The sequence below is a fragment of the Aquimarina litoralis genome (assembly GCF_039523995.1).
Taxonomy (GTDB): domain Bacteria; phylum Bacteroidota; class Bacteroidia; order Flavobacteriales; family Flavobacteriaceae; genus Aquimarina; species Aquimarina litoralis.
This window is the reverse complement of the sequence record NZ_BAAAGE010000003.1, coordinates 881387-903097: the sequence shown is the minus strand read 5'-3', so window position 1 is coordinate 903097 and position 21711 is coordinate 881387. Positions and strand designations below refer to the sequence as shown.

19 protein-coding genes are annotated in these 21711 nt (G+C 32.0%); 12 read left to right on the top strand and 7 right to left on the bottom strand.

Annotation, left to right across the window (positions count from 1 at the left end):
• Window positions 1–88 precede the first annotated feature (88 nt).
• From ABD077_RS18220 to ABD077_RS18210, 3 genes are all read left to right on the top strand, one after another.
• Window positions 89–1492: an ATP-binding protein gene (locus tag ABD077_RS18220; RefSeq protein WP_343913665.1), complete on the top strand. Its 1404-nt coding sequence runs from the start codon at window positions 89–91 to the stop codon at window positions 1490–1492.
• Window positions 1493–1718: 226 nt separating this feature from the next.
• Window positions 1719–3026: a carboxypeptidase-like regulatory domain-containing protein gene (locus tag ABD077_RS18215; protein WP_343913664.1), complete on the top strand. Its 1308-nt coding sequence runs from the start codon at window positions 1719–1721 to the stop codon at window positions 3024–3026.
• 172 nt (window positions 3027–3198) lie between these two features.
• On the top strand, window positions 3199–4650 hold the full coding sequence (locus ABD077_RS18210) for a S41 family peptidase (RefSeq protein ID WP_343913663.1): 1452 nt from the start codon (window positions 3199–3201) through the stop codon (window positions 4648–4650).
• Between the two features lie 7 nt (window positions 4651–4657).
• Here ABD077_RS18210 and ABD077_RS18205 read toward each other — a convergent pair whose 3' ends face one another.
• On the bottom strand, window positions 4658–5140 hold the full coding sequence (locus tag ABD077_RS18205; protein WP_343913662.1) for a hypothetical protein: 483 nt from the start codon (window positions 5138–5140) through the stop codon (window positions 4658–4660).
• A gap of 142 nt (window positions 5141–5282) precedes the next feature.
• Between ABD077_RS18205 and ABD077_RS18200 the strand changes: the two genes are divergently transcribed.
• A complete protein-coding gene (locus tag ABD077_RS18200) occupies window positions 5283–5801 on the top strand; it encodes a hypothetical protein (protein WP_343913661.1) in 519 nt (172 codons plus the stop codon).
• A gap of 50 nt (window positions 5802–5851) precedes the next feature.
• Here the strand turns inward: ABD077_RS18200 and ABD077_RS18195 are convergent, their stop codons facing one another.
• Window positions 5852–7288 (bottom strand): rubredoxin, encoded by a 1437-nt coding sequence (locus tag ABD077_RS18195; protein WP_343913660.1) that lies wholly within the window; start codon window positions 7286–7288, stop codon window positions 5852–5854.
• A 1-nt stretch (window position 7289) separates the two neighbouring features.
• Window positions 7290–10808: a molybdopterin-dependent oxidoreductase gene (locus ABD077_RS18190; RefSeq protein ID WP_343913659.1), complete on the bottom strand. Its 3519-nt coding sequence runs from the start codon at window positions 10806–10808 to the stop codon at window positions 7290–7292.
• A 576-nt stretch (window positions 10809–11384) separates the two neighbouring features.
• On the opposite strand from ABD077_RS18190, the gene ABD077_RS18185 reads away from it, so the two are divergent.
• The 8 genes from ABD077_RS18185 to ABD077_RS18150 all read left to right on the top strand — a co-directional run bounded on the left by ABD077_RS18185 (window position 11385) and on the right by ABD077_RS18150 (window position 18606).
• Window positions 11385–11813, top strand: a complete 429-nt coding sequence (locus ABD077_RS18185) for a globin family protein (protein ID WP_299607079.1) — start codon at window positions 11385–11387, stop codon at window positions 11811–11813.
• Between the two features lie 38 nt (window positions 11814–11851).
• Complete coding sequence (locus tag ABD077_RS18180; protein WP_343913658.1) at window positions 11852–12721, top strand: c-type heme family protein; 870 nt, start codon at window positions 11852–11854, stop codon at window positions 12719–12721.
• A 17-nt stretch (window positions 12722–12738) separates the two neighbouring features.
• Window positions 12739–13218 (top strand): hypothetical protein, encoded by a 480-nt coding sequence (locus tag ABD077_RS18175; protein WP_343913657.1) that lies wholly within the window; start codon window positions 12739–12741, stop codon window positions 13216–13218.
• 14 nt (window positions 13219–13232) lie between these two features.
• Window positions 13233–14273 carry a 2Fe-2S iron-sulfur cluster-binding protein gene (locus tag ABD077_RS18170; RefSeq protein WP_343913656.1) on the top strand — a complete coding sequence of 347 codons (1041 nt, stop codon included), beginning with the start codon at window positions 13233–13235 and terminating at the stop codon, window positions 14271–14273.
• Between the two features lie 7 nt (window positions 14274–14280).
• Window positions 14281–15000, top strand: coding sequence for a cytochrome c3 family protein (locus ABD077_RS18165; protein ID WP_343913655.1), 720 nt, complete (start codon window positions 14281–14283; stop codon window positions 14998–15000).
• 36 nt (window positions 15001–15036) lie between these two features.
• A complete protein-coding gene (locus ABD077_RS18160) occupies window positions 15037–15405 on the top strand; it encodes a hypothetical protein (protein WP_343913654.1) in 369 nt (122 codons plus the stop codon).
• 137 nt (window positions 15406–15542) lie between these two features.
• A complete protein-coding gene (locus ABD077_RS18155) occupies window positions 15543–16862 on the top strand; it encodes a cytochrome c biogenesis ResB family protein (protein WP_343913653.1) in 1320 nt (439 codons plus the stop codon).
• Window positions 16852–18606 carry a cytochrome c biogenesis protein gene (locus ABD077_RS18150; protein WP_343913652.1) on the top strand — a complete coding sequence of 585 codons (1755 nt, stop codon included), beginning with the start codon at window positions 16852–16854 and terminating at the stop codon, window positions 18604–18606. The genes ABD077_RS18155 and ABD077_RS18150 overlap by 11 nt, the downstream gene beginning before the upstream one ends.
• 296 nt (window positions 18607–18902) lie before the next feature.
• Here the strand turns inward: ABD077_RS18150 and ABD077_RS18145 are convergent, their stop codons facing one another.
• The 4 genes from ABD077_RS18145 to ABD077_RS18130 form a co-directional block, all read right to left on the bottom strand.
• Window positions 18903–19229 (bottom strand): hypothetical protein, encoded by a 327-nt coding sequence (locus tag ABD077_RS18145; RefSeq protein WP_343913651.1) that lies wholly within the window; start codon window positions 19227–19229, stop codon window positions 18903–18905.
• 71 nt (window positions 19230–19300) lie between these two features.
• Window positions 19301–19630, bottom strand: a complete 330-nt coding sequence (locus ABD077_RS18140) for a hypothetical protein (RefSeq protein ID WP_299607070.1) — start codon at window positions 19628–19630, stop codon at window positions 19301–19303.
• 373 nt (window positions 19631–20003) lie between these two features.
• Window positions 20004–20825: an ABC transporter ATP-binding protein gene (locus tag ABD077_RS18135; protein WP_299607069.1), complete on the bottom strand. Its 822-nt coding sequence runs from the start codon at window positions 20823–20825 to the stop codon at window positions 20004–20006.
• Window positions 20826–20841: 16 nt separating this feature from the next.
• Window positions 20842–21705, bottom strand: coding sequence for an ABC transporter ATP-binding protein (locus ABD077_RS18130; RefSeq protein WP_343913650.1), 864 nt, complete (start codon window positions 21703–21705; stop codon window positions 20842–20844).
• Window positions 21706–21711 lie beyond the last annotated feature (6 nt).

Sequence of the window (21711 nt, the reverse complement as noted above, 5' to 3'; positions counted from 1 at the left end):
ACTATATTTAACCACATATCCCATTAAGGCCCCAAACTATCCTTATCGGATGATTAACTAACATAAGATTGTCGTCAATAAACCATCTATGAGTCAAAAATCGTGGTTAAAATCTGAAGCAGCTAAATATGCTCTTTATGGAGTACTGTTTGGATGTATGTTTCCGATACTTGCAACTTCTATAGATATTGTAAAATTAGGACAAGAATTTTCTTGGGAAGCAATCATTTTCGTACAGAAAAATTATCCTATTCACTATATTATAGATACGGCCCCATTTTTTCTTGGATTATTTGCCATGTTCGGTGGTCGCAATTTGGATAAATTAAAAGAGAAAAATAAGCAGATTTTACAAGCCTCTAAATTCAAACAAGATTTCTTAGCAAACATGAGTCATGAAATCAGAACTCCTATGGTTGGAGTTATTGGAATGATTGATTTGCTTTTTAAAAATACTTCATTAAATGATTTACAAAAGGAATATGTAACCACCATACATCAATCTTCTCTAAATCTTCTGGATATATTAAATCAGATTCTTGATCTATCCAAAATGGAAGCAGGAAAGTTTACCCTTTCACCAAAAGCCATTAACTTTAAAAAATTAATTAACCAAAATGTTGATTTGTTTTTAGCCAATAGTAAGGCTAAAGGAATCAATATAGTGTCAGAATATTCAGACGAACTACCTGAGCAAATTTATGCAGATGATAAAAGGCTTACGCAAGTTATATCTAACTTAATAGGTAATGCGGTAAAATTCACCAATGAAGGAACGATTAGAGTAAAATCTTCTTTGATAAACAAAAAGAATGATGATCTTACCATAAAGATAGAAGTTATAGATTCTGGAATTGGAATTAGTAAACGTGATCAGGCATCACTTTTTAAAAGATTCAGTCAAGTACATAATAATGAGCTACTTGTCGGAGAAGGAACTGGATTAGGGCTTACTATCAGTAAAAAACTTGTTGATTTACTTAATGGAAAACTTGGAGTAAGTAGTGAATTAGGAAAAGGGAGTAATTTTTGGTTCACCTTTAAAACAAAAATATCCGAAGCTATTATTCCAGATGTCGATAAGGCTTTTGATAAGAGTAAAGATCAAAAATTTAATCTTCATATTTTATTAGTAGAGGATTCTGATACTAACATACTTGTATCCAAACAAATACTTAAATATCTTGGTTGTACAGCAGATGTTGCTAAAACGGGAAGAAAAGCCATAGAAATGTTTGAAGAAGATACTTATGATCTTATATTAATGGATATTAATCTTCCAGAATTGGATGGTGTAGAAACCTGTAAATTAATCAGACAAGGATATAAAAAAGTACCTCCAGTTATCGCTATTACTTCTAATGCTTTACCAGGAGACGCCGAACGATTTATAGCAAAAGGTCTGGATGATTATATCACAAAACCTTTTACTACAGAAATTTTAAACATAAAACTCAAAAACTGGTTTGGAGATCATAGTGGATATCATTAGAACTTATTTTTAATTATTTGATTATTTTTTGAAATGAAAACCAACTGTTTCCGTCTAACCGGGAAATATCGATGTTTTCGAAAAGTTCATAAAGATCTTAAAAATATATAATTGGCTCATTTTTAACTATTATAGTCAAAATCTCATTGGTAATTTTAGTATATTGTATAATTAGCATTCTACCTCCAATACTTAAGAATGAAATTATTAACTGAATAAATTTGTTATGAATAAAAAAAATACTTTTTTAAGCAAAAAGCATCTTTTCTATTTGCTTAGTTTATTTTTAATAGTAGGACATATCCATCAGCTTCAAGCGTTTAGCTTTTTTCAAGACACAGGCGTCCAAGCGGGTAATACTTATGATGAATATAAAGGAATTGTAGTAGACCAACAATCTAATGATGTTTTAGTATCAGCTACTGTTTCATTAAATGGAACTAATATATCTACAATTACAAATGCCGAAGGTGAATTTTTATTAAAAGTTCCAAAGAACAGCTCGAGTACAAATATTACTGTTTCTTTTTTAGGTTATAAAGACAAAATAGTCTCCCTTTCTTCGTTAAAAGGAAATAAAACTAAAATTGAGCTAACTGCTACTATAACAGAATTAACAGCAGTTAACATCGATCCAAGAGATCCAGAAGCTCTGATAAAAGCTGTTATGAAAAAACGCGGCACAAATTATCAAAATGATAACACCATTATGACCGCATTCTATAGAGAAACTATAAAAAGAAGAAGGAAATATGTATCACTTTCTGAAGCCGTAGTAGATGTTTATAAAAAACCCTATTCTTCTGATAAAAACGATGTAATTAAACTATATAAAGCAAGAAAAAGTGCAGATTATAAAAGACTAGACACACTTACACTTAAGCTCCAAGGAGGTCCATCTAGTACTCTATTTATAGATGTAATGAAAAATCCTGATCTTCTTTTTACAGAGGATATTTTAAAAATATATGATTTTACTTTTGGCAATTCAACTAATATCAATGATCGCTATATTTATGTACTAGACTTTAAACAAAAGCCTTATATAAAAGATCTCTATTATTATGGAAAACTGTATATTGATTCTGAAACCTTGGCATTAACCAAAGCTGAATTCAGTTTAAATCTTGAAGACAGAGAAGAGGCCAGTAAACTTTTTGTTAGAAAAAAACCATCTAGAGCCAAAGTATATCCAACAGTTGCCACCTACAATATGAATTATAGGGAGAAAAACGGCAAATGGTACTACGGTTATGGAAAAATTGATTTAGTATTTAAAGTAAACTGGAAAAAGAAACTATTTAACTCTACCTACAAATTAAATATAGAAATGGCTGTTACGGATTGGAAAAAGAATCCAGATAATGAAAACCTTAAATTCAAGGATCGTTTAAAATCTTCTGTTGTTATTAGTGATGAAGCATCAGGATTTTCAGATCCCGAGTTTTGGGGAGAGTACAACGTAATTGAACCTGAAAAATCGATTGAATCCGCTATCAAAAAAATCAAAAAGCAGTTACGAAAGTTAAATTAAAATCAGCTCAAAAGTAATAACGAAAAACAGGTGTCCCTTAAGCACCTGTTTTTTTTTGTGCTGTACTATAATATTCACAAAGCATATTTATTATTTTTACACAGTCGGAAAACAAAATGTCACATCTTTTTTCAAGAAGTGTCTTTAACGTAGTATACATAAAATTTATCATATGAATCATATTGGGTACATTGTATCTTTTATTCTATTATCTACCTCGCTTTTTGCTCAAAAAAAAATTACATTAACGAAAGCAAAAGAGGATTTTAAGATCTTCCAAAATATTCTTAAAAAAGGACATCCTGGTTTGTATGATTATATTAATGAAGTAACATTTGATTCTATAGTAGATTATGCACAAGACTCATTCTCTGAAGAGATTACTGATATCGAATTGTTTAAGAAGATGCAGTATATAACCGATCAGGTAAAAGATGGTCATTTAATGCTATTTGCACCAAATACGGTAAAAAGCACTCAGTATTATTTTCCTGTGATTGTAAAAATTATACAGTCAGATTTTTACGTAGACACAGATGATTTTGGAATTCCTATAGGTTCCAAAATAACCCATATTAATGATATCTCTACCGTTAAAATTTTAGACGATTTAAAAAAATACGCTCCTAGTGACGGTCATAATCTAACTAGAAAATATAGGAATATTGAATTAAAATTTGGCCTATTCTATATCTATGAATATGGATTACAGAAAGAGTATACCATCAAATATTTAGAACCAAGTGGTACTGAAAAAGTTATCACACTTCCTGCAGAATCTTTTGTAAATGTGAAACATAGAAATATTAATCGAAACTCCTATTTCTCTAACTATCATAATGCTAAGGATAAAGTAGCTTTTTTCTCTAAACATATTAATAATAAAGAACCTTTTGTTTATTACAAAAAAGATTTAAAAACTGCTGTTCTGGTTGTCAATTCTTTTGGAGTAGACATTAGTGCTTTCAAATCTCGTTTAATAAAACTCTTTAAAGAGATCAATAAGAAAAAAATAAAGCATTTAATTATTGACATACGCCAGAATGATGGAGGTTTCCGACCTAATTCAGTGCATCTATTTTCTTTAGTTACCAATAAACTATTCAAACAAAGAACAAGTACGTTTGTTTCCTCTTTAGAAATACCTGAAAAATCCTATGCAACCAGAACATTTGGTGAAAAAGAATTCTTAAAAGACAAGTTTTATCATCATCCTACTTCAGATGGTTGGAAATTAGATTTTGATGACCTAGAAACTATAATGGTACCAGATAAAAATAGATTTAAAGGTAAAACCTATGTTCTTGCAAGCGGTACTACCTTTTCTGCTGGTTCTGCGTTAGCTCTTTTAGCTAAAAATGATCCCGATATACTTTTGGTTGGAGAAGAAACAGGAGGTGGTTATTATTCCCATATTGGTCAATTCCCAGTTTATTATGAACTACCTAATTCCAAAATAATGATGATAATGTCTATGGAAAAAATAAAACATTACGTAAAAGATAAAAATGTTCCTAATGGTTCTGGAGTAATCCCTGATAGAGCGATATCAATTTCTGTAGATGACTTAATAAAAGGGAAAGATGCTCAGCTAGATTATATTTTGAGATTGATAAAAGGCTAGAGAACCACTATTCTTCATCAAGTAAAGAATCTAATAATTGATTATAATCGTATTGTAAATCCTCATGTAATGTAGTTATAACCTTTCGTATACTTGCTATTTGTCTACTAAAAATACCTGAAAGAACTTTATTGTTAAAAATAGAAGGTTGAATTTGTTTTAGCTCTGTACAGAAATGAATCATTATCTCAACTTCTGTATCTTTCTTACCGGAATATCTTATATATTTTTTGCTGATCCTTAATATTTTACGAACACTTTTCTTTATGTAGTAATAATTCTTAGTATTAATAAGATCGAATTCATTGGATATTTCTTTTTGTACTTCTAAAATGTAATTTCTTTCATCTGAAGCTTCATAAAGTAAATAAGTCAATAGTTCTTTGTTTTCCTTTTTAAATTTGGACAAACGTAAACATAGTGCTACTAATTCTTGTGGAGAAGAATTCTCTAATTCTATTTTAAGTTCTCTTACAGTAGCTGCTTTCATGGGTAACAAAAAAGGTATTTGCGAACTTAGTTATAAAAATTAGATATATTTATAAAAGGTGCTTAGATATTTATAAAAAATAGGAATAGAATTTGATGAAAGCATACCTATGAAATCACTATAAAATTTTTAACAACAGAACATGAATAAATTTTTCTTAGTAGTACTATTACTTTCTTTTGGGGTGAGCTTGAATTCTTGCGCTGATGAACCAAAAACACCTTATCAAATACCAGAAAATGCCATAGAATTAGTTTCCGGAACCTCTGGTAAAACATGGAAAATTGCCAAACGATATAATGATGGAACTCGAATGAATATGGCTGGTTGTTTTCTAACCTACAGGAATACTTATTTTCCTAATATGACCGTTAAAGATAATAACGACACTCAAAAAGATTGTGGGCCTTCGTTAAAGGCAGATTGGGAGATCATTCAAAATAAAAAAGGACATTACTTTATTAAAGTAACCAGTGATCAACTTCCAGAACTATTGAATATCGACAAAAATTATAAATTCTTTCAAATAACATATCTTTCTAAAGACAGTTTAGAGCTTAAATATAGACATGCTCAATTTTCTGGTCAAGTAAGATCTATTACAGATTTATATATTCAGGAAGATATTGACGTTCCCAACAGAAATTTCCATAATAAATAACATAAAGAGGAATCAATTATAGACAAAGACTTACTTTCCTCGACAAAGTATTACACCACCTCTAAAGTCATTTTTTCAAAATCTTCTTTTGGAGCATCACATAATGGACATTGATACGTTTCAGGAAGTTCTGAAAAATCTGTACCAGATAAAATACCCGAAACCGTATCCCCGATAGATGGGTCATATATAGTCTGACAATGCTTACATTGATAAACCTCTATCTCTGTTTTTTCTTTTTTAGCAGGACTTCCTGTATAGCTTTCATCATCTCCTTCTCCCAAATTTTGAAAATAGGTTCTAGTCAACTCTAATAAAATTCCTGGTAGATCCATTTGATCTATATCTTGCGCATACACAATATATTTTCTTGTATTAGGATCAAATTTTTTAGCATACAAAACATTGTACGTAGGCCTAATCACAAAATCTTTTACAGCATCCGGAGTTTTATTTTCTTCAATAACAACTGAGGTAAAATATCTTTTTTGTTTTCTACGTATACTGATGGCAAAAGTCATCCCGTAGGTACTAATATCGTTTTGATCAAAATTCATGACCAAAAATTTCTTTAGATCCAATGCTTTCTGACTTCCTACTGGTAAATGCCAATTTAACTCTAAAGCAGAATGCCTTACATTTATACCAAATTGTCCTAAAAGCTTTTCTAATGCCAACTTACATTCTTTTGGAATTCCTTTGATAATAAATGACTTCCACGGAGTTAAACATATTTTCCCGATACGATACTCTATACAAAATTCACATAACGCTTTTAAAAACTTGAGATCATATTTATTGTTCCTCCAATACAATCCCAACCAATACTGATTGATCCCCATTTTATTCATTCCTTCATAATAAGGAAATGGTTTAAAACCAACGCTTAAAGGCTTTTCTATAGTTCTATTATTTGTATCAATGCTTTCATTTAAAAACTGAAATAACTCATCGATATTATTTACCTTTTTATAAATCTTTTCAATTTCTTCAGCTACTTTCGCTATATCCCAAGTATAGATCAATACTGGATAATAAACCTGTTCCCATCCTGGTAATTTCAAAAACAAATACCAATAATCTTCATGTGTGGAAGCAATAAAGTTAAGATCTCCAGAAAACAACGAAACCATCTGTTGCTGAGGATCCGAAATATTAATCTTTAGTGTTGGTTTGTATCTAAATTGCTCTAAAATATAGAGATAGGTAGTACCTCGAAGCCAAACGGTAGAATTAAATATATCAATAGACACATAGGAGCAACTTATATTTTGCTCTACCTCTGGTGCGAAAAAATCTGGTTTAAAAGATTCTTTTTCCTCTACTAATTTTCCATTTTGATCTTTAGATGGAAAAATAATATCTTGTCTAGATCCAAAATGAAAGGTATCTAATCCTAAATCCTCTGCATATAGGATAATTCGTTGCAATTCACTTGGTGATAAAATTCCACCTTTTATATTTACTCTATGCATAAAATCTTCCATACTAAGCTAATTGCATTACATTATTCAACACTTCTTTTACTTCTGGTTTACAACTACCACAACCTAATCCTGCTCCTGTTTTAATACATAGTTCAGAGAAATCCTCACATCCTGATTTTATCGCCTCTTCTAAATTACCTTCTCCAACCTGACTACAAGAACAAATTAATTTACCCAGTACCGGTTCATCTGGTTGCGAAGATCGAAGTAATTCTTCTCTTTTTTCGGAGAGTTCGATTTTTTCTTCGATGAGCCTTTTAAAATCAGCAAACTCGCTTTTATCTCCCATCAAAATAGCTCCTACTAACCAGTCATTTTTAACAATACATTTTTTATAAAACCTTTTACCAACATCCATAAATATCACTTCTTCATACGATGGATCATCTTTTGGCATATCTATATTACCAATACTACACAAGTCTAAATCTTCGAACTTCAAAATATTCATAAATACAGATCCTCTGTAAATTGCGCTAAAATCTCCTAACAGGTATTTAGCTACAATATCTGCTTGCTGCTCCGCAGCCGCTGTAATTCCGAACAAATTCCCTTCGAATTCTGCAATCTCTCCGACAGCAAAAATATTAGGATCATTAGATTGTAAATATTGATTTACTAATATTCCGCGTCTGCAATCTATTCCTACAGCCTTCGCTAAATCTATATTCGGAATAGTACCTATAGAGTATACCACCGCATTACAACTAAATGATTTACCAGACTTTAGATTTACCAATAAGGCTCCAGAATCCTGATTGAAGACTGTATCTACTTCGTTATCAAAATGAATTTGAATACCTTTTTCTCGTACATCTTCCGCGAGTAGACGACTCGCTACGATATCTAACTGGCGTTCCATTAATCTATTACCTCTTTGTACAATGGTAATTTTTACATCTTTTTTTCTTAATGCTGCTGCTAATTCAAGTCCTAATAAACCTCCTCCTACAATTGTAACATGTTGCTCATTTTCTGGCAAGCCGCTATCATCAAGGTACTTTTTTAATTTATCTGCATCTCCTCTATCACGCATGGTAAATCTTCCTGGCAGGTGAATTGGGACTTCTTTAGGCACAAATGCTCTACTTCCTGTAGCCATCAAAACGATATCATAATTGTGTTTATCGCCTTTACTATCGATTAAATATTTCTCTTCTCTATTAATTTCGGTAATTGGATTACTTGTGGACAAGGTTACATTTAGAGATTCCATGCTCCCTTCTCTCATTTTTTGTAATTGCTCCCATGTCAACTCTTCACTCACATATTCCGGAAGTAACACACGATTATAAAAAGGATACGGTTCCTTGGAAAAAACTATGATATCATCTTCCTTATTATGCTCTCTATATGTCTGAATAAAACGATATGCAGCAGTACCAGCTCCAATAATGCAGATTTTCTGCTTTTCCTTTACAAATTTAGACACCTGTACTGCGGAAAATTTAAAATCCGGCTCCTTTGAGATGGGATCTATAATACTGGTAGTCAAATTATTTGCTCTACCATAATCATTCCCTAATACTTTCCCCCAATGCATCGGAAGAAATACAACTCCTTTTCCAATCGTATCACTTACCTTTACTTTTACCTGAACCTTACCTCGTTTACTCTCAACCACTGCTATATCACCATCATTTATATTACGAAGAAAAGCATCTACTTGGTTGATCTCTAAAAAAGGATGAGGAATATGCGTTAAAAGTCTATTTACTTTTCCTGTTTTAGTCCTCGTATGCCATTGATCACGAACTCTTCCCGTTGTTAATATTAAAGGGTACTTTTCTGTTAACAATTCTGAAGTCGGTTTTGTAAATCTAGGTACTACAAATTTTGCATTTCCTGTATCAGTATAAAATTTTTTATTTTCAAAAAGACGTGCAGTTCCCGAGTGATTACTTTCTGGTACAGGCCATTGAAAACTACCTTCATTTTTTAATCTTTCATAGCTCAACCCGGTAATATCAATATTAGTACCCTTAGTCAACTGACAGTGTTCTTTATACACTTCTTCCGCAGAAGTATAATCAAACCCTCTATATCCCATTCGTTGAGCAAACTTCCAAAGAATTTCAGCATCAGGCAATGCTTCACCAGGAGGATCTACTACTTTATTTAAATATGTAATACGACGTTCACTATTAGTCATGGTACCTTCTTTCTCTGCCCAACCTGCCGCTGGCAAAATGAGATCAGCATATTCTAAGGTTTCGGAACGATATGATATATCTTGGACTACGACGAATTTTGCATTTTTTAGTGCTTTTTCTACTTTGTTAACGTTAGGAAGACTTACCAATGGGTTTGTACAGATTACCCATACTGCTTTCAATTTGCCGCTTTCTAAAGCATCAAACATTTCTGTAGCTGTTAATCCAGGTTTTCCAGAAATTTCTTTTCCTCCCCAAAAATTAGCAACTTCTGTTCTATGTTCTTGATTAGCTAAATCCTTATGTGCAGCAAGCAAATTAGCCATACCTCCTACTTCTCTACCACCCATTGCATTAGGTTGACCAGTTAGTGAAAATGGCCCTGATCCTGGTTTGCCAATATGCCCTGTAAGTAATGACAGATTTAATAATGCGTTATTCTTATTAACACCAATTGAACTTTGATTTAATCCCATTGCCCATAGCGTAATAAACCCCTTGGCATTACTAATATAAGAAGCAGCTTTTTTAATATCCGCAACCGTTACTCCACATATCTTAGCTGCCTCGGTTAAAGAGGTGGATTGCAAAGATTCTTTCAATTGATCAAAATTATCTGTGTGATTCGCTATAAAACTTTTATCTATCTTTCTACGATCGATTAATCTTTTAGCTATAGCATTATATAAGACAACATCGGTACCAGGGATAATTTGCAAGTGTAAATCAGCGATATCACAAGACTGTGTTTTTCTTGGATCTACTACTATAATTTTAGTATTAGGATTCTTCTCTTTATGAGCTTCAATTCTTCTAAATAAAATTGGATGACACCAAGCCGGATTAGCTCCAGCTATCATAAAACAATCTGCCAGTTCTATATCTTCATAGGCAATAGGTACACTATCTTCTCCAAGTGCTTGTTTATATCCTACTACCGCAGAACTCATACATAATCTCGAATTTGTATCAATATTATTGGTTCCTATAAATCCTTTGGTCAGTTTATTTACCAAATAATACTCTTCAGTAAGACATTGTCCAGAAACGTAAAAGCCTACACTATCGGGCCCGTATTTATCTATAATGGTATTAAAAACTGCCACCGCTCTGTCTAAAGCTTTATCCCATGATACTCGCTGAAGTTCATGTCCTTTACTCCATCGCATTTGAGGATATAGAATTCTATCACTCTTATCCTGAACTACATGATGCAAATTCATCCCCTTAGAGCATAACATACCCCTATTTACCGGATGGTCCGGGTCTCCTTCTACAGTAATCACACCCTTTGCATCTTTCTTTGCTATTATTCCACAACCAACACCACAATACGAACAAGTAGTTTTATACGATTTAAACGCCATAAAGAGTTTTTGTTAAAATTATATAGAAACACAAAATTAAGTATTATTACTTAAATTAAAATCAGAATCGACATCTATATATAAGAATACACTTGTTAATTATGAAATCCATAAAAGATAACTGATAAAAAATGATATTTAAAAAAAAGTGGTTCATTGATTCAGCAATTTTCAACACAAAACTTGGTTTACAGCACACTTAAAGGCTTTTAAAATATAAAAAAACTAAAATCACCTAAGAAAAAACATTGTATTTCTAAAATCATAAATTATCATTTTTACAAAAAAACCACTGAATATTACGATTATAACAAAACTACAACTTATACGTATTAACACTTATTTTTACACAAGTCTCATTTTGCAAAAGACATATTAGATAATTCTTAATAAAATAAGTTAAAATATTAATAATTAATTATTTTTAAACTAATTTAAAACAAAATAAACATCTAAATATTCAATTTATTGAATTATACTCATTTGTATTTATTGCTTAGTTCAGATATATTTGAGAAATAATTAAGTACTAATACTTAATAACATCGTCTAAAATTTCACTTAAAAAATGTAATCATGGAAAAAAGCACAATTGAATTGGTACAAACCTCGTTTAGTAAAGTCGCTCCAATAGCAGAGACCGCAGCAGAAATTTTTTACAATAAATTATTCGAACTAGATCCTGAACTAAAGAAGATATTCCCAGCGAATGACGCAGAAGCGATGAAAGGTCAAGGAAACAAGCTTATGACTATGCTATCTTCAGCTGTAGCAGGATTAACTAATTTAGACAGACTTATACCTATTTTACAAGATTTAGGAAAAAGACACGTGGACTACAAAGTAGAATCTTCTCATTACGATACTGTAGGAGCCGCACTACTTAGCACACTATCTGTTGGCCTTGGAGATGACTTTACTCCAGAAGTAGAAGCAGCTTGGGCAGAAACATATGGAGTTATGGCATCAGTTATGAAAACTGCAGCATACGGAGAAGTAGCATAGCCTTACAATAGAAATTACCAACATTAAAACACAACACAATGAATCATCTAAAAACAAAGGGAATCTTTTTCTCAATGATAAGCTCTATCATATTCTTAACGCAATCATGTGGTGGAGTTCCTGAAGAAACTTCTTCAGAAAACGGACCTTCGGATAAAGTATTCGCAGTCGCAGATATCCTTACACTTGTTGCCGAAGAAAACGATATTACCAGAACACTATATACGAAAGGAATTGTAGGTGCAGGCAAAAAACAAGGATTAAAATTTGACGAGGATTGGCAAGACGATGAAGTTGAAGCTGGACCTCTACCTGCATTATTCTTGCGAGGAATCTCCTCAGACATAAGAAAAAGTGATGTTCCTCTAGGATTATATCTAGGCTCTGATTTTCCGATCAACGCGTCTAATAAGTTTCAGGGAAAACAAGCAGAGCTTTTCAAAAAAATTAAAGCAGATCAAAAACCACAACATTTTTACGAAGAAGATCAAAAACTTTATACCTCTATGTTTGCTGATCTTGCTGTGGCAGCACCATGTGTAAACTGTCATAATGATCATAAAAGCACTACAAAAACGGATTGGAAATTAGGCGATGTCATGGGCGCAACGACCTGGCAATATCCTTCAGATTCTCTGTCTTATAAGGAAGCAATAGGAGTTATTAACGCCTACAGAAATGGAACAAAAGCGATTTATAACGCATATTTAGAAGAAATAGCAGCTTTTAAAATTGACAGCACAAAACCTCAAATTGGGAATCAATGGCCTTCTAAAGGTTTTTACCTTCCTACAGCTGAAGTTTTCATAGATAGTGTAAGAAAATTAGCTTCTTATCATAGTCTCGAAAAACTATTATTAGCCGATACAGACAAAAATAAAACAACCGAAGGTTTAGCTGCCAATTAAAAAATATCGTAAACACAGTGAAGAAATCATATAGCTTCGTATTAATTGGGTTTGTTTTATTTGCTCTTTATATACTTCAGTTTGCACTAGATATAAAGTGGCAATGGCTTTATGAACTTCAACTAAATGAACGATATAAACGCTGGTCCGGAGTATTTGTTGGAGCTTTTATAGTTTTCCAATGGATACTCACCTTGACCAGGACATCAAAAAAACTGATGAAACACTCTATCCGTTTTACCTTATTACATAAATGGATTGGTGTATTATCTCCGATATTCTTTTATATACACGCGTTAGAATTTGGCTATGGATATCTTGCCTTACTCTCCTATATTTTTTTCATAAATATGATACTAGGCACTATTAATCTTGATATTATCAAAAGCCAAAAAGAGTGGATTTTCAAATCCTGGATGGTTACACATGTTCTCTTATCTGTAGTCATTACATTTTTAGTAGTTTTTCATGTGGGCGTTGTATTCTATTATGAATAATAAAATAAGATCTTATGCAATTAACTGTAAAAGAAATAATTCACGAAACCGATGATGCTGTAAGTGTAATCCTTAACAAAGGTGGTTTCTTTAATAAAATAAAATATAAAGCTGGTCAATTTCTTACTGTCAAAATCCCCATCAAAAATAAAATTGAAAAAAGAGCCTATTCCTTTAGCAGCAGTCCATTTACAGACAAATTCCTAAGAATTACTGTTAAAAAAGTACAAAAAGGTTTAGTATCTAACTACATATGCGAACAATTAGCCGCAGGACAAAAAATAGAGATCGAAAAACCAGCTGGAAGTTTTTTTATAGAACCAGACAAAAATGCAAAACATCATTATGTGTTTTTTGCCGGTGGAAGCGGTATTACTCCAATTTTTTCTATTATCAAAACAGTAATAGAAAAAGAACCTTTATCGAATATCTTACTAATTTACGCTAATAAAAATGAAGAGTCTATCATCTTCAAAAAAGCATTAGAAGATCTTAGCGAGAATCACCCAAAACGTCTAAAGGTTGAGCATATACTAGAAAAAAGCACTTCTGATCAAGCAAATTACCATCAAGATCTTCTTAATGAAGAACTAATTACAGAAATTATTCACAATCATGACCTGACTTATAATTTAGGAAAATACATGATGTGCGGACCTCAAGGTTTCATGGATAAAGCAAAAGAAATATTAGCACACCACGGAATTCAAAGAAACCAAATTAAACTCGAAGCTTTTAATGCTAATTTCATTACATCGAGTAATGCGAAAGACCTTATTAGCAACGTAATTATATATGACGAAAAAAAGAAGCACGAAATAAGTGTTGCTGGAGACAAAACCATATTACAAGCAGCCTTATCAGAAAACATACTACTCCCTTATTCCTGCAGATCAGGTATGTGCAGTAGTTGCAAAGCAAAATGTATCAAAGGAGAAGTAAAGATGATCGACGGTCACCTGTTATCAGACGAAGAAGTTGCCAATGGTGATATACTAACCTGCATAAGCTTTCCAAAAAGCAATAATGTAAGCATCAGCTTCATAAAGGATTAATTAGTTTATGTTCAAAAAAAATCCATTAAGAAAAAGACAACGAATTGGCTCTTTAATAGGAATCGCAATTGGAATTATCATTTACATTGTTCTACCCCTAAAACAATCAGAAGAATATCTGAGTTTAGGACCTATGAATACTGGTCATGAAGGATTATCATGTAATGCATGCCATACCGATGCAAAAGGAAATCTACTACAGCAGTTACAATCAAACATATCGTATACTTTTGGAGCACGCAAAACCATGGCAGACTTCGGTACCGAAAATGTAGACAATAAAAAGTGCATGGAGTGTCATGACCGACCAAATGATCGCCATCCAACTCATAGATTTCTAGAACCCCGATTTAAAGAAGCTATTACAAATATTAATGCTACTGAATGTGAAACCTGTCATAGAGAACATAATGAAACAAGAGTTGTTCTTGCAGATGCTACGTTTTGCGTAAACTGTCATTATGACCTAGAGGTAAAAAACGACCCTATTGATGTACCCCATGACACATTGATAGCTAATAAGGAATGGAGCACTTGTCTTCAATGCCATGATTTTCATGGAAATCACATTTATAAGGTTGCTGAAAAAATCAAAGACACCATACCTCTAAATCAGATTCATGCCTACCTAAAAGGAGGAATAGACCCGTTTTCTGACAAAAAGAAACATCTTCCGCTAAGTGAAGAAGAATGGCTGAAAATGAAAAAGAAATACACAACAAAATAAATTGACATTGCACTAGTAACCACAAAAACACAGAAGATGAACTTCTCCAATTTTATTAAACAGGTATCAATTTTAGTATTATTAATTTCATTAATTTCTTGCAAAGGCGAACCTAAAGAAGAATGTGATATTCCAGAAAACATAACCTATAATGAACATATCGCTTCCATTATCGAAATTCAATGTTTTAAATGCCATGCCTCTGATGTGTATAAAGAAAAAGCATCTAGAGTAAAGATTTTTGATTACCAAAGTTTAAAAAAGATGGGAGAAAGTGGACAACTCGTTGGCTCGATTACTCATGCTCAAGGCTATATCGCTATGCCCTACAGAAAAGAAACAAAGATCGACAGTTGTACTATTGAAACTATCAAAGCTTGGGTTAACCTGGGAATGCAGGAGTGACAAAACATTATCCTTTATTACCCACAAATATTAGCGCTTAAAAAACATCTAAAGAAAAATAAATATTGAACCATCTTTTAAAGATACTTTTCTCGAACCGTACAAGTGCGCTATTATTACTTGTATTTGCTATTTCAATGGCAACAGCTACTTTCATAGAAAATGACTACAGCACAGAAACAGCTAAAGCCTTAGTATACAATGCAAAATGGTTTGAGATTCTTGTTTTACTACTTGCTATTAACTTTATTGGAAATATCTCAAAATACAATCTTTTTAGCCTAGAAAAAGCTCCAATTTTCATGTTTCATATTGCTTTTATCATCATCATTTTAGGAGCAGGAGTAACTCGATACAGAGGTTACGAAGCTTTAATAACAATTAAAGAAGAAACCGCTAGCGACCGTATGATCTCGATTGATAGCTATTTACAAATTAAAGCCAGTAACGATACCTTTGATCAAAGCTACATTAGCAAACCAATACACATGAGCGAAATTGGCTTCAACAACATTAATAATAATTACGTTTTTGACAATAAAAAAGTGAATATAAAACTTCAAGAATATATTCCCAGAGCGCATTATGTAGTTAAAGATAGTACTTCAGGAGCAACATACTTGCATATCGTAATTGCGGACAAAGAAGAACGGAAAGATTTTTATGTAAAAAAAGGTGACCGTACTAGTATTTATGGGATCCCTATCTCTTTCGAAAACGAGAACAAACAACCTGAAGATATTTTTATTACTAAGAAAAATGATATTTGGAAAATTTCTTTTCCTAAAGAAACCGACTATTTCTCTATGATACTTAACAAAGCAAGCTCGTATCCAAAAGATAGTTTAGTTCCGTTACAATTTAAAGCGCTTAGCGAAATCAATAAAATTCCTTTAGTCTTTAACGAAGTAATAGAAAACAAATATCTAACAGTTACGTCCAAGGAAAGAACTGCTGACAAGAAAAATCCAGAAGCTGCTATTAAATTATTAATCACATCAGATGAAAAACAGCTAGAAACTACAATATTTGGCGGTCCAGGTTATATGAACCCATACCAGACTGTTTTCATAAATGGTATTCATCTAAATATCCGATACGGATCCAAACCCATACAACTTCCATTTTCTATATATCTCAAAGATTTTATTTTGGAACGCTATCCTGGATCAGACAGCCCATCAGCCTTTTATAGCAACCTACAAATTCAAGAAAAAAACAACATGTTTGACTATACCATTTTCATGAATAATGTTCTAAATCATAAAGGTTTTAGATTTTTTCAATCTGCTTACTTACCTGATGAAAGCGGGACCATTTTATCTGTTAATCATGACTATTGGGGAACACTAATCACCTATATCGGATATAGCCTACTAGGATTGGGAATGCTGCTGAGCTTATGCTGGAAAACATCATACTTTGGATTCATATTAAAACTATTACGTGAAAAATAAGTTTATCTATAGCTTTATACTTTTTTTATTTGCCACTACACTATCAATAGAAGGGCAACAACTGCACAACCTAACAACACACGAGCTGATTGATCGACAACTTGTTAACGAAATTCACGCTGAAAAAATTGCCAAAATACAAATCCAAGATTTCCAAGGCAGAATAAAGCCAATAAGCACATTATCCCTAGAACTATTAAGAAAAATCTATGGCAAAAGTGAGTTTATATATCTAGATAAGAAACATAATAAAAAAAAGCTCTCCCCTACTCAAGTATTTATTGGCATGCAATATAAACCAGATTCATGGCAATTATTAGAACTCATAAAAATTGAAAAAAAAGCGATACATGAATTAAACCATTTGATTAAAATCAACAATTCAGGACACAGCAGTGTTTCTCAGTTCTTTGACTTTCAAGGAAACTATAAATTAAAACATTTAGTTAACAAAGCCTACACCAAAGCACCTGGAAAACGTTCTGCTTTTGATAAAGACATTATCAAAATTGACGAACGTATAAACATCATCTGGGGGATTTTTAATGGTCAATTCTTAAAAATTTTTCCAGACAAAAATGATTCAAATCAAAAATGGCTCTGTCCAATAGATACAGATAGCAACTTTCAAAAAGAAGATCAACTTTTCTTTGACAAAATCATACCTACTTACTTTGAAAATCTTTCTAATGCTATTAAAACTAATGATTGGACAAAACCCAACGAAACGATTGAACTTATAAAGCAATTTCAGGAAGAGAATGGAACTTCAATCATCCTATCAGAAAACAAGATAAATACTGAAATTTGGTTTAACAACAACCCAATATTTTTATGGTGCCTTATAGGATATACCTTACTAGGCACTTTATTGATAATTTTAAGTTTCTGGCAAATATTTAAAGATCAAAATACAATCCTTAAAAAACTTATCAAAATTATATTGATCTCCATATTTATAATTTTTATTACACATGGTTCAGGAATTATAATCAGATGGTACATCTCTAATCATGCTCCGTGGAGCAATGGTTATGAAGCTACTATTTTTATAGCATGGATTGGAATGTTAGCAGGATTTATTTTTCAAAAAAATAGTTCTTTTGCGCCTGCAGCAGCTTCTATACTTGCGATTTGTTTGATTGGAATAGCCCATGGAAGTTTGATGAATCCAGAAATCACCAACTTAGTTCCTGTACTAAAATCTTATTGGCTACTCATACACGTTGCAGTAATAACCGCAAGTTATGGTTTTCTAGCACTTGGATCATTACTTTCATTAATTACCTTATTAATCATGTGCTCTCAAGTTTTTTGGAATACCACTAACGCCCAAAAAACCATACACAAGCTCACCAATACAAATCAACTTACTAGCACAATTGGTCTATACATGCTAACTATAGGCACTTTTTTAGGAGGCATCTGGGCAAATGAATCCTGGGGAAGATACTGGGGATGGGACCCTAAAGAAACTTGGGCTTTGATTAGCATTATTATCTACTCGTTCGTCTTACACCTTAGAATTATTTTTCAAAAAAATTATATCTATATTTTTAACGTCTGTAATTTATTTGCACTTAGCAGCTTAATCATGACTTTCTTTGGGGTAAATTATTATTTATCAGGTCTTCATTCGTACGCTAAAGGAGATCCATTTCCCATTCCCTATTGGATATATATCATCATACCAATAGCATTGCTAATCTCAATAACACCTATATACAGAAAACGATTTAATTAGCATAAAAAAAGCCGGTCATGACTCCTCATAACCGGCAACACAAGAAACACTTAAAGCTACTAGATCTTTAAGGTTTCAAACACTAAGTTTTACGGATTACATCCAATATTATTTTATAATGTGTTTTTTTTTGATATAAATGAAAAATAGTATCCTTACTTAATAAAGTATTATAAAAATACTTAAAAAAAATAAACTTTGTTTATAACAACATTAGTTTTACACGCCAATATTACTTAAACAAAGTCTATTTCCTATACTTTTTCACAAAAAGTTGTGAACTATAACGTTAAAGCTTACGCAGCTTTTTCTATTCTCCTAAGCAAACCGATTTCTATATATTCTGTAATCTTATCTGCCAATTCTATTTTTTTAGTATCGATTGGCATCCAACCATCAATTTTAATCATGTCATTAGGATTACTGCTAAAAAACATCTCATATTCATACTCCTCTGCATCTTTTGCAAGACCATAAACATGTGGACTGTTTTTTACTTTATCAGTAATTCTATTTTTAACGATTTCGATCTTTGATGCAAAATTCAAATTTTCTGTTTCACCATTTACTTCCACATCTAAAAACTCTGTAATAGCTTCAGTGATTAATTCATTAACATTCATAATTCATTTTTTTTGGGTTCATAATTTATTTAAAGCTAGCCAATCAGCAATATATCTTTATAACAATAGAATCAACTTAAGGAGCTTCCTATCTTTCTTAGAAGACCTATTTCTATATACTCCTCTATTTTATCTGCTTTTTCAATTCTATCTGTATCTATCGGAATCCATCCATCAATTTTAATCATATCATTTGGATTACTACTAAAAAACATTTCGTACTCATATCCTTTCAATCCATTCACCATACCGTAAGAATCAGGACTATTTTTCACCTTATTCGTAATACGTTTCTTTACTATTTCTATTTTAGACGAAAAATCAAGATTTCCGGTATCTCTATGCACTTCTACATCTAAAAATTCAGTAATTGACGCAGTAATTAATTCTTCAATATTCATATTCTTCTTTTATTTTCAAAAAAATCTAAATTAACCCCCTTTTTTTAAGGGTTAAATTAAAAATTAAATATATTTTTATGTTTATACCCCCTTAAAAACAATACAAATCTATATATAAAACATATATAAAAACAATTTAACCCCTAAAAAAATAGGGTTAAACATAAATAATTATGTTTTAACAAAAAAAAACCATGATAAATTATCTTTTTGATAATTTAAGATCCAAAAAAATTAATGGAATAACATTAATTATAATCCTAAAAAACCTATTCATTGTTTGCGAAATACTCATAAAATAAAAAACCTCGTACTATTTCCTATATATTAGGAACAGTACGAGATTTAAAAAATAGTATCTATTTTCTAACTTCTAATGCTCTAAGAAATCAATCAAATGTTCTCTATATTTATAATAATCTGGATGCTCTAAAACATCTTTTCTTAAACGTGGACGTTCAAAATCAATTTCTAAAATATCTCCTACCTTAGCTCTTGGCCCACTAGTCATCATAATTACTCTGTCTGCTAAAAATATAGATTCATCAACATCATGTGTAATCATAATTGCGGTTATTTTTTCCTGATTCCAAACTTCTATGAGAACATCCTGCAATTCACCTCTTGTCAGGGAATCTAACATTCCAAAGGGTTCATCTAATAACAAGACTTTAGGCTTTAAAGCGAAAGCTCTTGCGATTCCAACTCTTTGTTGCATTCCTTGAGATAATTCTTTTGCTTTTTTATACATAGCATCTTCTAATCCCACCTTGGATAGATAATATTTTACAATATCATCTCTATCCTTTTTCGTACCATGAGCAAAAACCTGCTTAACACCTAACATCACATTATCATATGCTGTCATCCATGGCAATAAACTTGGCGATTGAAAAATAACACCTCTATCCGGACCTGGCCCTCTAACCGTTTCATTATTAGCTATTATTGTACCTCTAGAAATAGGATTTAAACCTGCTATCATTGTCAATAAGGTTGATTTTCCACAACCCGAATGACCAATAATAGAAATAAACTCTTCATGTTTCACTTTTAAATCCAGATCATCAAGCACAACATAATCTCCTTTTGGAGTTGGATAAATCTTAGTTAATTGAGATATATCTAACATATACTTATCCTCAAACAACCCATTATCAGATCTTCTAATTCCTAACTTTTCAACTGTCTCCATGCTTCATCTGTTTTTATTAACTAAAACTTAATCTCTTAAAAGGTTTGGGCTTGATTACCGGTTTTATATCTGGCAACACATAATCAGCACTTTTCTTAGAAGCTCTTTGTTCTCCAATTTGAATCAAATATTCCATAATACCATTACGAAGCTTTTTATACTCTTCATTATGATTAAGAGCTGTTTTATCTCTCGGACGCTCCAGATTTATTTTATATTCTGGACCCAAAGTTGCCTTAGGACCAGGCTTCAGCGGAATGATCCTATCTGCCATCAATATCCCTTCATCAACATCATTAGTAATTAATAATGCAGTTTTTTTGTCCTTATTCCAAATCTTCAAAATTTCTTTTTGAAGATTTCCTCTTGTTAAAGCATCCAAGGCACTCAATGGCTCATCCATTAGTATTACCTCTGGACTCATAGACAAAGCTCTAGTTACAGAAACTCTTTGTCGCATTCCTCCAGAAAGCTCTTTTGGAAGTTTTCCTATTGCTGGTGAAAGATTCACCATCTCCACATAATCTTCCACACGTTTATTTCGGTCTTTTCTAGACATCTTTTTAAACGCTTCTTTTACCGCCATTCCAACATTATTTCTAACGTTCAACCAAGGTAATAAAGAATAATTCTGAAAAATAACACCTCTTTCGTGGCTAGGCCCTGTCACAGGCTTACCTTTAAATAACACCTCTCCTTCATCCGGCATTAATAAACCTGATATTAGATTTATTAAAGTTGTTTTTCCACTGCCTGTAAAACCAACAATAGCCACAAACTCGCCTTCTTCTATCTCTAAATTAATATTAGATAATACTTCCGTACGATCCTTTCCAGTACCAAATGACTTAGAAACATTTCTTAATTCTATGTATGCCATACTATA